At 44.7% G+C, this 13,731-nt stretch carries 11 protein-coding genes; 9 read left to right on the forward strand and 2 right to left on the reverse strand.

What is annotated here, in order from left to right:
* Positions 1-108 precede the first annotated feature (108 nt).
* The 5 genes from MARME_RS03520 (at position 109) to MARME_RS03540 (ending at position 6,614) form a co-directional block, all read left to right on the forward strand.
* On the forward strand, positions 109-1,476 hold the full coding sequence (locus tag MARME_RS03520) for a DUF4856 domain-containing protein (protein ID WP_013659888.1): 1,368 nt from the start codon (positions 109-111) through the stop codon (positions 1,474-1,476).
* A gap of 15 nt (positions 1,477-1,491) precedes the next feature.
* Positions 1,492-2,526, forward strand: a complete 1,035-nt coding sequence (locus MARME_RS03525; protein ID WP_013659889.1) for a sterol desaturase family protein — start codon at positions 1,492-1,494, stop codon at positions 2,524-2,526.
* 157 nt (positions 2,527-2,683) lie between these two features.
* Positions 2,684-3,748, forward strand: coding sequence for a Fe(3+) ABC transporter substrate-binding protein (locus MARME_RS03530; RefSeq protein WP_013659890.1), 1,065 nt, complete (start codon positions 2,684-2,686; stop codon positions 3,746-3,748).
* 110 nt (positions 3,749-3,858) lie between these two features.
* The gene (locus MARME_RS03535; RefSeq protein ID WP_049787810.1) at positions 3,859-5,520 is read left to right on the forward strand and encodes an ABC transporter permease; all 1,662 of its coding nucleotides are present in this window, start codon (positions 3,859-3,861) and stop codon (positions 5,518-5,520) included.
* Positions 5,521-5,537: 17 nt separating this feature from the next.
* Positions 5,538-6,614, forward strand: coding sequence for an ABC transporter ATP-binding protein (locus MARME_RS03540; protein WP_013659892.1), 1,077 nt, complete (start codon positions 5,538-5,540; stop codon positions 6,612-6,614).
* Positions 6,615-6,675: 61 nt separating this feature from the next.
* Here the strand turns inward: MARME_RS03540 and MARME_RS03545 are convergent, their stop codons facing one another.
* Positions 6,676-7,542 carry an HDOD domain-containing protein gene (locus MARME_RS03545; protein WP_013659893.1) on the reverse strand — a complete coding sequence of 289 codons (867 nt, stop codon included), beginning with the start codon at positions 7,540-7,542 and terminating at the stop codon, positions 6,676-6,678.
* 120 nt (positions 7,543-7,662) lie between these two features.
* Here MARME_RS03545 and MARME_RS03550 point away from each other — a divergent pair, with 120 nt between their 5' ends.
* On the forward strand, positions 7,663-8,859 hold the full coding sequence (locus tag MARME_RS03550; protein ID WP_041647748.1) for a class I SAM-dependent rRNA methyltransferase: 1,197 nt from the start codon (positions 7,663-7,665) through the stop codon (positions 8,857-8,859).
* A gap of 196 nt (positions 8,860-9,055) precedes the next feature.
* On the opposite strand, the gene MARME_RS03555 is transcribed toward MARME_RS03550, so the two are convergent.
* Positions 9,056-9,718, reverse strand: a complete 663-nt coding sequence (locus tag MARME_RS03555) for a histidinol-phosphatase (protein ID WP_013659895.1) — start codon at positions 9,716-9,718, stop codon at positions 9,056-9,058.
* 182 nt (positions 9,719-9,900) lie between these two features.
* Between MARME_RS03555 and MARME_RS03560 the strand changes: the two genes are divergently transcribed.
* The 3 genes from MARME_RS03560 to lgt all read left to right on the forward strand — a co-directional run bounded on the left by MARME_RS03560 (position 9,901) and on the right by lgt (position 13,691).
* Positions 9,901-10,401: an RNA pyrophosphohydrolase gene (locus MARME_RS03560; protein ID WP_013659896.1), complete on the forward strand. Its 501-nt coding sequence runs from the start codon at positions 9,901-9,903 to the stop codon at positions 10,399-10,401.
* Positions 10,402-10,541: 140 nt separating this feature from the next.
* Positions 10,542-12,833, forward strand: a complete 2,292-nt coding sequence (gene ptsP, locus MARME_RS03565; protein WP_013659897.1) for a phosphoenolpyruvate--protein phosphotransferase — start codon at positions 10,542-10,544, stop codon at positions 12,831-12,833.
* A gap of 6 nt (positions 12,834-12,839) precedes the next feature.
* A complete protein-coding gene (gene lgt / locus MARME_RS03570) occupies positions 12,840-13,691 on the forward strand; it encodes a prolipoprotein diacylglyceryl transferase (RefSeq protein WP_013659898.1) in 852 nt (283 codons plus the stop codon).
* Positions 13,692-13,731: the final 40 nt, after the last annotated feature.

Here is a 13,731-nt window from a genome sequence, read left to right on the forward strand (position 1 = left end):
CAATTCGTAAAGAAATACTAATGATAATGAATTGCGTTATTGTTATTTGAGATATACATTTGCTTCAGTTTTTACGATTTGTTTACTTTAAATTGACAGAGGCATTTGATGAAAAAAACAATAATTGCAGCGATAGTCGGTTTGTCTGCCGCTTCTTTACAGGCGCAAACCTATGAATTTGACGTAACATTAAAAGGGTATGAAGGAGAGTCTAGCTCTTCTGTGTCCTATGGTGGTCAAGTTGCACGTCACGCGCTGCACAACTCTCTAAAGGTTATTACTAAAAAGCCGAATGCAGAGAAAATGCAGGCATACTTTTCTGACAGCGAAGCGGGCAGAGAAATTCTCGATCCTGTTAGCAAAGAAGGCTTTGCGATCAAGCAAACAAAAATTGATCAACTTTCTTCAGGTAAAAATCTAGCATCGAGCGCGTATAAAGGTGTGGTAACGGGTTGGCCTGGTAACCTTACCGGTAAGGAAGTGCTTGAACAAATGGTTGCCAATGCCGCGAACACCAAAGGCGGTTATGACCCTGTCAATGGATATGACTATATTCAGCTTATCTCTAAGTTCACAATGGGCGCTGTTTTTTATAATAAAGCGGTTAACCACTATTTGGATGAGCTATTAGCAGCTGACGTTAAACCGAATAACAAAGCCTACAAAGACGGTGTTGCCTATACGGGTAAAGAACACGTATGGGACGAAGCGTTCGGTTATTTTGGCGCACCGGCTCATTCGATGAATCTAACGCCTAAAGAAGTCGTTCAAATCACAAAACGCAACCCAGATTACTTTTCAAAAGCAGACGCCAATGGCGACGGCGTTGTTGACCTTAAGTCAGAAATGGCCTTTGCGCATGCTTATTATGCGGCGAGTATTGATGCAAGCGGCGGTACGACTTACTTCCACTCGATTGTAAAAGCCTTTCTTGATGGTCGTCAGCTAATCTCTGATGCAAACGGCGAGGCGTTGTCTTCATCTGAGCGAGAAGCACTAAAAGGCTATGCCAGTGTTATTGCCACGGCGTGGCAGCAAGTGATTGCTGAGGCAGCGTTCAAATACGCGGGAAGCGTTTACGCAGATCTTGAAAAAATTGCCATTATCGAAGAGTCTCACGGCGACGTGAAAAAGGCGTATCGCACCTATGTTAAACATTGGGGTGAGCTGAAAGGTTTCGCATTGGCTCTTGAAGCAGCAGGTCGTGAATTAGGCGAGGCGCAGCCGCAACTGGATCGTCTAATTGGTTTTAGCCCAGTTCTGTTTGGCGACGCTCAAGTGATCGCATCGAATGGGCAAGGCGGCTACATTCAATCGAACACGATCAAAATGCAAGAATACAAGGTCAACATGATCAAGGTGCAAAGCTTGCTAGCCTCTAAGTTTAATTTGTCTGCCAAACTTAAAGATAAAACAGCAGGTCTTGATAACGTCTTGAATCAGCTAAATACAGGCCCAAGCGCAGAAAACGACTAAGGAAAATCTTTGTCTATGTTCGTTGAGTTCGGGTGGGGCGCAAATGGCGCTTTGGTCGGCTACCTTGAGTGGCTATCCATTGAGCTGGTGAGCGCGTTGTCGGACCTAGCGAACATGAAAAAAAGAGTGTCTGTTTGGTATCTTGTGACAGGCATTCTTTTTGCCTTTATTGTTTTTTATTGGCGCTATCGTATAAATGCGTTTAAGCGATTAAGTGCGTTATTTTCCATGTCCTTATGGTTTGGTCGTTCAGCAAGAGCGGACTATGCTCTTTGGCTGCTTAATCGCTTGTTACTGTCAGTGGTTTACCCCCGATTGTTGGGGAAACTCGCCTTAATTACTTGGTTGATGTATCAACTGTCAGAAGTCGGAGTCAAACAGGCTTCTTTTCAGGTGCCTGATTGGCAAGTCATGATCGTGTTCTCGATTTGCTACTTTCTTCTGGATGACTTCTCTCGATTTTACCTTCACAGGCTTATGCACCGTGTGCCTTTCCTGTGGCAGTTTCATCGTGTTCACCATAGCGCCACGAGGTTAATGCCTTTTACGGTGCTGAGAACGCATCCTGTTGAGGGAATAATGTTTTATTTCCGTTCCTTAGTCGTACAGTCTGCTCTTGTTTCGCTGTTTCTTGTGCTATTTCCGGGACAAGTTTCGCTGTTTATGGTGGTTGGTGTCTTCTCAATGACGTTCGCATTTAATGTGTTGGGGGCAAATCTCAGACACTCTCCTGTTGCGTTGAGCTACGGCCCTAAGGTCGAAAAATGGCTAATTTCGCCAGCCCAACATCAGTTACATCATTCTGTCGATAAATCACATTACGACTGCAACTTTGGTGTTGTTTTAGCCATCTGGGATAGCGTTTTTTCTTCCTGGGTTCAGGGGAGTGATGCGCAGGTTGTGAAGTATGGCACGGGAACCGAGATAGATCATTGTTCCATCATTAGGCTCTATTTTGACCCTTTTGTCAGTGCACTTAAAGCGGGAATGGCTGCGTTTTATGTCTTTAGGCGGTTTAAAAGCAAAGAACGCGCAGATAAAATGGAGTGATAAAGTACGCTACAAAATATACATATTAATAAAAACGGTTTTCATTTATTATTTCAACACAAATTAACGTGTCAATTAATCGACTGAAATCGATCGAGATCTCTGTATAGAGGCGGGTTTCGGTGATTGGAAAATTAAAGCAAAGAGACTTATACCGATGCGCTTACAAACTTCTTTTGTTTCTCGTTTTGCCCATTCTGTTCGACTTTCCACTATTGCGCTAGCTTCTGTTATTTCTTGTTCTTCATTCTATGCGACTGCTAGTGACGAAGTGAATGTTTACTCCGCTCGTAAAGAAGCATTGATAAAGCCTGCATTGGATCGATTTTCTAATGACACTGGTATCACTGTGAATTTAATCACAGGCTCAGCTGATGCTTTACTAAGACGTTTGCAAGTTGAAGGCGACGCGAGCCCTGCCGATCTGTTTGTTACGGTGGATGCTGGTCGACTCTTCCGCGCAAAAGATGCGGGTGTTCTTCAGCCGATTAAAGATGCTGAATTGGAAAGCGCTATTCCTGCTAACTTACGAGATAGCGATGACTATTGGTTTGGTTTGTCACAACGCGCCCGCGTGATTTTCTACAATCCTAAGAAGGTTGAAGCGACGGAACTATCAACTTATGAAGACCTCGCTGACCCCAAATGGAAAGGTCGTATCTGTACGCGTTCTTCAACCAATATTTATAATCAGTCTCTTGTGGCTTCAATGATCGATGCGGATGGCAAAGAGGCAACGTTAGAATGGATTAAAGGTTTCATAGGTAATCTCGCTCGCCCTCCGTTTGGTGGCGATACGGACTTGCTAAAAGCGGTTGCGGCTGGCGTGTGTGATATTACGCTTGCGAACACGTATTACTTTGGTCGTCTTGGTCAAAGCAGTAATCCAAAAGACAACGCAGTATATGACGCGCTGGCTCTTTTCTGGCCAAATCAACAAGCCGATCAGCGAGGCGCACACGTTAATGTGAGTGGCGCTGGTGTGACTGCCTCAGCTAGTAATATCGATAATGCCATTAAACTGATTCGTTACCTGACTAACCACGAGTCTCAAGTATGGTATGCCGATGTAAACAACGAATACCCCGTTGTAGAAGGAGTGCTGCCCCCTAAGAGCTTACAACCTTTTGGCGAATTTAAAGCAGACAAGTTGTCTTTGAGTGTGCTGGGTGACAACAACCGACTCGCGGTTGAATTAATGGACGAGGCGGGTTGGAAATAAAGCCTATTTTTGAGCGGCTTAGTTTTTTGAGATTAAGACCTTAATGCGTTTTTTCTGAAGTGCTAGGGCCTTGAAGTTGTAAGTAAGTAGGTAGAAAAATGGATAACAAGATGTCGAGAGCGAACGTTGATGTGCCGACGAATAAAACGGTCGCGATACGCTCTTTCTCTTACTTAAAGTGGATCAGTATTGTTATTGCTCTGCTTTTGTCCCTGCCTGTTTTAGTTATTGTGTCTAATCTTTTCAATGGCACAGAGATTTGGCTTCACCTTGTTAACACCGTTTTAGCAGATTACGTAACGAATTCTCTGATATTAATGTTAAGTGTTGCGGTGGGCGTACTTTTGCTCGGTGTGCCTGCTGCTTGGTTAACGAGTGCCTGTGAGTTTCCTGGTAAGCAGGTGTTAAGTTGGGCGCTTTTGCTTCCTCTCGCGATGCCTGCATACATTATTGCTTATACCTATACGGGGCTTTTTGATTTCGCTGGGCCGGTTCAAACTTTTATTCGTGAAGCAACTGGACTTGGTTACGGCGAATACTGGTTTTTTGAGATCCGGTCTATTGGCGGCGCCATCGCCATGTTGAGTTTGGTCTTGTATCCGTATGTTTACCTTATGAGTCGCGCCGCTTTTCTTGAGCAATCCGCCAATACACTCGAAGTCAGCCGAACTTTGGGTTATTCCAATGTTAAATCCTTTTTCTATCTCGCATTGCCATTAGCGCGCCCCGCGATTATTGCGGGTCTAACGCTCGCGATGATGGAGGTTTTAGCGGATTATGGAACCGTTCAATACTTTAGTGTGACAACCTTTACGACGGGAATCATGCGTACGTTTTATGGCTTCGGCGATTTGGCGGGCGCCGCTCAGCTGGCGGGTATATTGCTTCTATTTGTCAGTGTCTTGATCCTCACAGAACGCTATTCTCGACGGAAAATTCAGTATCATTCTTCCGGTCTGCGTAAAACCAGTCAAAGATTGATCCAATTGTCTGGGTGGAAGGGCGCAGCGGCGACAATGGTTTGCTTAGTGCCGATTTTACTCGGGTTCGCTTTACCTGCGGCGGTGCTTCTATATTGGAGCGTGTTTGAAGCCGCGCCTCTAACGTGGGACTTTGTTAAGCTGGCTTGGAACTCATTTTCTCTTGCTCTCTATGCAGCCCTCATCGCCGTATTTTTTGCGTTGATTTTGTCCTATGCAATGAGGCTTCATAAAAGTAAAAGTGTTTCATACGCTGTAACGAGTGCGGGTATGGGGTATGCACTGCCTGGGACGATCATTGCGATTGGCGTGATTGTTCCTCTTGCTTGGTTAGATCACAAAATTATTGCCTTTGTTAAGCATACATTTGATGTCAAAGTTGGGCTTTTATTGTCGGGTACCTTGGTTGCGCTTTTGTTCGCTTACACAGTACGATTCATGGCGGTATCACTTGGTGCGGTGCAGAGCGGACTCGGTAAAGTAAAACCGAGTATGGATATGGCAGGCAGGTCGCTTGGTCTTACGCCGATGGGAGTTTTGAAACGCATTCATCTACCACTTTTGAAAAGCTCAATTTTAACGGCAATTTTGATTGTGTTCGTGGATGTGTTGAAGGAGTTGCCCGCTACGCTTATTCTACGGCCCTTCAATTTCAATACGTTGGCGGTTCGTGCGTTTGAACTGGCCTCGGACGAGCGCTTAGTGGATGCTGCCCCCGCCTCAATAATGATTGTGTTGGTAGGTTTGCTTCCTGTCATACTTCTAAGTCGATCCATTTCCAATAACCACTAGATAACCTAGGACACGTAATGACTTCTTTTCCGCCTAATAAAGTTTTAAAAGAACTGGATGTAAGAGACCTTGCTGTTGGATATCAGGGGCAGGTGGTGGTTGAAGGCGTTTCGTTCAAGTTACTTGAAGGGCAAATTGGGTGCTTATTGGGGCCGAGTGGTTGTGGCAAATCGACTTTGCTGAGAGCGATTGCAGGTTTTGAACCTGTTATGTCCGGCGAAATTAGTTTGAACGATCAGACGATATCAAACAGTGCGTCCGTGATACCACCGGAACAACGGGAAATCGGTATGGTGTTTCAAGATATTGCCTTGTTCCCACATCTTACCATCGCAGACAATATTGCATTCGGTCTGACTAAGCTCTCTAAATCGGAAAAAACAGCGCGAGTCGATGAGTTGCTAAACTTGGTAGGTTTATCGGGATACCAAGACCGTTACCCTCACTCGCTATCTGGCGGGCAGCAGCAGCGTGTTGCACTGGCTAGAGCAATAGCGCCAAAACCGAAGTTATTGCTTATGGATGAACCTTTCTCTGGCCTGGATGCAAAACTGCGCGAGGAGCTGGTTCCTGATATCAGAAGTATCCTGTTGCATGAAAAAATGAGTGCAATATTGGTGACGCATGATCAAATGGAAGCGTTCGCAATGGCGGATATGATCGCAGTAATGGATGCCGGTAAGGTTCACCAGTATGGTTCAGCGTATCAGATTTATCATCGCCCAGAAACGCGATTTGTTGCCACTTTCATTGGTCAAGGAGACTTTTTACCTGCGGTAGTGTGTGGTAAAAATTGCGTTCATTCTGATTTAGGTCGTATTCAAGGCGAGTTAAATCATGGCTTTGAAAATGATATAAAAGTCGACCTTCTAGTGAGGCCTGATGACATTATTCATGATGATGACAGTACGTCAAAAGGCTTAATTGTCAGTAAGTGGTTTCGAGGTTCTCACTTTCTTTATCGTGTTAAATTGAGCTCCGGTAACGTCGTATACTGTTTTGCGTCCTCGCATCACAATCACTTTATTGGACAGGAAATCGGTATAACAGTAGAGCTCGATCACTTGGTGATGTTTGAAAAGGCACAAGCTTAAGCGCAGGGAAAATACACACTGCGCAAAACTAGATGTTATTTAGTTAACAGTTACACTAACGCTACATGGCTCCGATGCCTTGTTCTCGACAGGCATCGACAAGACCTTCAAAGTCGTAATCAGTCAGCTCTAAGTGCTCAAGTGCGTAATGCCCAATTTGTTCCCACTCATAATCTGTGCTGCAGCCCCCTAAAATTTTATGGGTTTTACTGATGTGCTCTGCCATCTTTAAAATCGACATAAAGGTAAGGTGTTTAACATCGCCTGCGATTCTGTTTTGATACAGTTGCTCTGCTCTATGGTGATGCGCAACAACATGACAGCAGGTTTTCGGAAGTGCCCAAGATTTTGCAAGATAATAACCAACGACTGAATGATTGGTTTTGAAGGCTTTATTCTCACGGTCTGTAAGATTAAAAGAGGCATCTTGATATCCTTCTTTCATCACGTCCGCGTAGCCGTCAAAACGCATCATCATCATAGGTACGCCTGCATTATGGAATAACCCCAAGGCGTAGCACTCATCTTGATACTTAAAGCCTACCTGAGTCGCAATGCTGGAACTTACTGCGGCCACATCCATTGCATTGTCCCAAAACTGATGCATGGACTCGATACTTTCATCGGATAGCTCACTTTTTACGGAGATCCCGTTAACGATGTTCGCGATACTGTTTATTCCTAGCATCATAACGGCTTGCTGAATCGAAGCAATCTTTCTTGGTAGACCAAAAAAAGCCGAATTAACGAACTTAAGTACCGCAGCTGAAAGTCCTACATCATTCGCGATAATTTGAGCAATGCGCCCCATATCTGGTTCAGGCATTGCCTGTTCCATGTGTAAGTCAACCATGACTTGGGGTTGTGGTGGGATAGCAATGCCTTGTAGGACACGCTTTATTTGAGAATCTGAGAGCTCTGTTGACATCGGGCCGCCTCGTTATCGTGTGTTATCAAAATATCTTTTTGAACTTATTCAACACTCGTTTAGCATTCGCAGAGTATAGTCATTATAATATCGCTTTTTTAACGCTATTGGGTGAATAAATTGAGTGTAATTCGACTAAAAGGTCAATCAGATCGTCGTCTTCGTGCAGGGCATCATTGGATTTACAGTAATGAGGTAAATACTAATGCAACGCCGTTGAAGCAATTTGAGCCAGGCGATCAGGTCGTGGTTGAAAATGCTCAAGGAAAAGCCCTGGGTATCGCCACTATAAACCCTAACACCTTGATCTGTGGACGATTAATTAGCCGAAGTGTCGATACGGTTTTGAATAAATCTACTCTAGTTCATCGTTTAAAAATAGCACTTTCTCTACGTGAATCTAGCTACAATACTCCTTATTATCGATTAGTTTTTGGTGATGCTGACGGTCTTTCCGGTCTGGTTGTGGACCGCTTTGCCGACATTTTGGTTGTTCAAATCTCCACCGCGGGTATGGAACGCGTTAAGTCCGAGATCATAGAGGCACTTCAGGATGTTGTAAAACCAGTCGCTATTCTAATGAAAAATGACGGTAAGATGCGTAACATCGAAGGTTTGGATACCTATGTTGAAGAAGTTGTTGGCACGGTTCCAGAAGTTGTTTACTTGCAAGAAAATGACACCTTGTTTCAAGCGCCTGTTTGGGATGGCCAAAAAACAGGGTGGTTTTACGACCACAGGGAAAACCGCAAAACCATGCAGCAATACTGTGCTGGCAAACGTGTGCTAGACGTATTCTCTTATGTGGGAGGCTGGGGTGTTCAGGCAGCAGCAGCGGGCGCAACAGATGTGACTTTTATTGATGCATCGGCGCCAGCATTAGATCATGTAGAAGCGAATCTCGCATTGAACCAATTCGAAGGTAATTCAGACCTAATGAATGGGGACGCCTTTGAAGCGATGCAATCTCTGATTGAAGACAAAGAGCGTTTTGATGTCGTCGTTATGGACCCTCCAGCGTTTATTGCGCGTCGCAAAGACATTAAAGCTGGAGAAGGTGCTTATCATAGAGCCAATCAGCTTGCGATGAGACTTGTTGCGAAAGGTGGTCTACTCGTTACGGGGTCTTGCTCTATGCACTTAGCGACAGACCGATTGCATGACATCATTCGTAGTAACAGTCGACAGTTAGAGCGCTTCTCTCAGCTTATATACCGTGGTACGCAAGCGCCGGATCATCCAGTGCATCCTGCGATCGAAGAAACGGAGTATCTGAAAGCGTTGTTTTATCGTGTCCACAATAACATGGGCTTATAAAGCGCCTCGATCATTTCCGTTTAAAATGTCAAAGTAGGGCGTTACTTCTGACGGGGTAACTTTTTAATAAATGACTTTTGAAAGAAGGCTTTCCGAGAGTAAGGCCTGAAGATAGGGAGAGCTTTAAATATCGTTCTCCCTATCTTAGAGTGCTAACCTAATCCTTAAGTTCGACTCTTTTGTTCTACTTGCCTTTCTATGTGTTGTCTCTAAGCGAGATGTGTTGCCAATTTCGTTCCTTAGCGATGTCTGACAAAATATCATCAGCATCGACGGCGATAGGGTGCTCTACTTTTTCAAGTAAGGCGAGGTCATTTCTTGAGTCGGTGTAGAAATAACTGCCTTCCATCGAATGTCCTGTTTCCTCAAGCCATTCTTGTAAGCGCGTTACTTTACCTTCCTGAAAGCTAGGTACACCGACAATACCACCAGTGTATCGGCCATCTACCAGTTCTGGTACGGGTGCAATAATGTGATCCATTCCAAGTTTTTCTGAGATGGGACCCGTTACAAATTGATTTGTAGCAGTGATTAAGAGTAGAAAGTGACCTTGGTCCTTGTGATGTTGCAGCAGCTCAGTGGCTTTTTGTTGCATCATAGGCTCGACTTTTTCTTCCATAAACTCGTCGTGCAGTGTTTTTAATTCGTCTTTTGTGAAGCGTGTAAGCGGTTTTAGAGAAAAACTCAGATATTCAAAAATATCCAATGTGCCGCTTTGATATTGTTCAAAAAATCGGTCGTTGGCGGCTTTGTAAGTATTAATATCAACAAGTCCCTTTTCTACTAGGAATTGTCCCCAATTGTAGTCGCTGTCGCCACTTAGCAAAGTGCCGTCTAAATCAAAAATCGCAAGTGTCACGGGTTGGCCTCACATATACGGTGTAACGCCAAATTATACGCGTCGTATCGCGCTTTCGGTAGCCTAGATTTCGAACGCTAAAGGCTTATCTAAAAGTGTGCCAAAATGTATATCGAATTGTGTAAAGGCCTGATTTATGGAACAATGAATTCAGTTTATCTTTAAAGTATAGGTGATAGCTCGTGATTGACGCAGACGGATATAGACCGAATGTGGGCATCATTTTGATGAACGAGCGTGGCCAGTTACTTTGGGCGAGGCGTGTAGGGCAAAATGCCTGGCAATTCCCCCAAGGTGGCATTAAATCTGATGAAACCCCAGAGGAAGCTCTTTATCGAGAGTTGAAAGAAGAAGTCGGTTTAGAACCCTATCAAGTTGAAATAGTGGGCAAGACTCGGGGGTGGTTACGTTATCGTTTACCAAAACGAATGTTACGGCATAATAGTAAGCCACTGTGTATTGGTCAAAAGCAAAAATGGTTTTTGTTAACCATTCGTTGTGCCGATACTTGTGTTTGTGTAGATAGTTCTGATTGTCCAGAATTTGACGGATGGCGATGGGTCAGCTATTGGTATCCTCTTGGACAAGTTGTAGCCTTTAAAAAGGATGTCTACCGCCGTGCGCTGAAGGAACTGGTTCCAAATGCGCACCGCTGGATAGAAAGACAACAGGTGAAGCGATAGTTAATCCTATTGTATTTAGATAGTATTTAGATTTTTAAAATTAGCATTTCCTAATATATAGGTGGCTAAGGTTGAACGTACTAACGTAAAATACATCGCTTTGGATATTGTTTGTACATTAGAAAATTAAAAGGAGGGTTATGCTAAGTTTATTGAGAAGAATCACACAAGAGGTGACAGCAGCGCAAACGTTGCCCTCGGCATTGGACATTATTGTTCGACGAGTACGTCGTGCAATGCGTTCTGAGGTGTGTTCGATATACTTAGTAGACCCGAATACCGAAGAGTATGTGTTGATGGCGACACGCGGATTAAACTCCGGTGGCGCTGGTAAACTGAGCCTTAAGGCGCATGAAGGCTTAGTCAGCCTGGTTGGCCGTCGAGCCGAACCCGTGAACCTTGAAGATGCTCATGCTCACCCCTCTTTCCATTATCTAAGTGGTTCTGGCGAAGAACGCTATAAGTCGTTCTTAGGCGTGCCAATCATTCATCATCGTCAGATTTTAGGTGTACTTGTTGTTCAGCATGAAGACAAACGCCGTTTTGATGAGGGTGAAGAAGCCTTTTTAATTACCTTGTCCGCTCAATTAGCAGGCGTTATCGCGCATGCTGAGGCAACAGGGGCGATGACGACTCTGGATAATACTGAGAAGCCGACGAGTCAAGATTTTCGTTATAAGGGGATTGCGGGTAGTCAAGGGGTTGCGATTGGTAAGGGAATGGTGGTCTACCCACCTGCGGACTTGGATGTTATTCCCGACAGAAAAACGCAAGAGATAGAATCCGAGCTGAGCAGTTTCTCTGATGCACTAAAAGCGGTGCGCAAAGACATTCGACGTGCTAGTTCACGTTTAAGTCAGCATCTTAGTGAAGATGAAAAGGCGTTGTTTGATGTCTATCTTAAGATTCTAGACGATAACGCATTAGCAGCCGAAGTAGAACACAGAATCAAAGAGGGGAACTGGGCTCAAGGCGCGTTGCGTCAGGTAGTGCAGTTCCATATCTCGCATTTTAATCGCATGGAAGACCCTTATCTTCGTGAACGTGCGACGGACATCAGAGATTTAGGACGTCGGATTCTTTCTCACCTCCAAGAAACGGCTCCTAGTCCAACCGAGACCTTTAAAGAGCCCGTCATCTTAATTGGCGAAGAGCTCACCGCTTCTATGTTAGGCGAAGTGCCAATCGATAAAGTAATTGGTTTGGTCTCCGTCATGGGGTCTAGCAACTCACATGTTGCGATTCTCGCTCGTGCGATGGGTATTCCGACCGTTATGGGGGCATTGGATGTTCCCTATACTCAGCTTGATAAAGTCGACATGATTGTTGATGGTTATTCAGGTCAAATCTTTACCAATCCATCTGATCACCTTACAGAAAATTATCAACAGATCGTCGATGAAGAGCGTCAGCTAGAAACTGAGTTTGAAGCGCTAAAAGACCTGCCTTGTGAAACAAAAGACGGGAAGCGCTTGTCTTTATTTGTTAACACAGGTCTCTCAGCAGATATAGCACGATCATTGGACCGTGGCGCAGAGGGAATTGGCTTATACCGGACAGAAGTGCCGTTTATGGTACGTGATCGTTTTCCGACCGAAGCCGAGCAAGAGGTTATCTACCGTCAACAGCTTGAAGGCTTCGCACCTGCGCCTGTTACGGTTCGTACCCTTGACGTTGGCGGAGATAAGGCGCTTCCTTATTTTCCAATTAAAGAGGAAAACCCGTTTCTTGGGTGGCGTGGAATACGAGTTACTCTAGATCATTTAGAAATCTTTATGGCGCAAATCCGCGCCATGATCAAAGCGAGTGCAGGCCTGCATAACTTGAAGATAATGCTTCCGATGATTTCAAATGTATCTGAAGTTGAAGAGGCGATTGTTCTGATTCAACGCGCATACGACGAGGTGTTGGAAGAAGGGTACGATGTGAAAATGCCGAAGGTTGGTGTCATGATCGAAGTACCTGCAGCAGTTTACCAAGTAAAAGAATTGGCCGCGCTGGTGGACTTTATGTCTGTTGGTAGTAACGATTTGACGCAATATTTGCTTGCAGTAGACCGAAACAATCCCCGAGTTGCTGATTTATACCATTCATTTCACCCCGCTGTTTTGCGTGCCTTGCAGAGCATTGTCACAGAAGCGAAAGATGAACATGTTACGCTCAGTGTATGTGGTGAAATGGCGGGTGATCCTATGGGGGCAATTCTATTTATGGCGATGGGATACGATGTGCTTTCTATGAGTTCAACGAGCTTACCTAAAGTAAAAGCGGTGATTCGTCATATCACCATGGAGCAAGCAGAAAATATGCTGTCTGAAGTATTGAACCTTTCACGTGCGTCAGCGGTCAAAAAGACCATGGAAGGCCTAATGCGTGATGCGAATATCGAACGCTTTGTTCGTCCAGCCAAATCTTCATCAATGAATCAGTAGTATTAAATGATTGCTTATCCTAATATCGATCCGATTGCGATTTCAGTCGGTCCCATCGCCGTGCATTGGTACGGTATTATGTATCTTATTGGTTTTGTCTCTGCTTATTACTTAGGTTGTTATCGCGCTAAAACGTCCAACGGCTTGTGGGATCAAGACAAAGTCAGTGACATGATTTTCTATGGCGCCATCGGCGTGATCTTAGGCGGTCGTGTTGGGTACATTCTCTTTTATCAGTTTGCATCATTTATCGACAACCCTTTAATCGTATTCCGTATTTGGGAAGGGGGGATGTCGTTTCATGGCGGTTTAATTGGTGTCATTATCGCGATGTATATCTTTGCGAAGCGATATAACAAACACATGATTGATGTATTAGACTTCGTAGCACCAGTTGTGCCGATTGGTCTAGGTGCAGGACGCTTAGGTAACTTTATCGGTGGCGAGCTTTGGGGGCGTGAAACCGACGTATCTTGGGCGATGATTTTTCCGCACGATCCATTGCAACTGACTCGCCACCCTTCACAGCTTTACCAGTTTGCGTTAGAGGGTGCTGCTTTGTTTGCAATCCTTTGGTTCTTCAGTCGCAGACAAAAGCCGAGATACGCCGTGTCTGGCATGTTTTTAATCTTTTATGGCCTGTTTCGCATCTTTGTGGAATTCTTCCGTGAACCCGATGCACACATTGGCTATTTAGCGTTTGGCTGGTTGACAGAGGGTCAGTTACTTTCGTTCCCTATGGTCGTGCTCGGTGCTGGATTAGTAGCATTGGCGTTTAAATTCAACACCTTTCCACCGGCAGAGCCTGAAGTAGAGCCGAAATCTAAGAAGGGCAAAGCGAAAAAGGCTAAAAACTAGAGTGACTTCTATGGGTCTTCTCTAATCCTAGAAGACCCAC

The organism is Marinomonas mediterranea MMB-1 (assembly GCF_000192865.1).
GTDB lineage: Bacteria > Pseudomonadota > Gammaproteobacteria > Pseudomonadales > Marinomonadaceae > Marinomonas > Marinomonas mediterranea.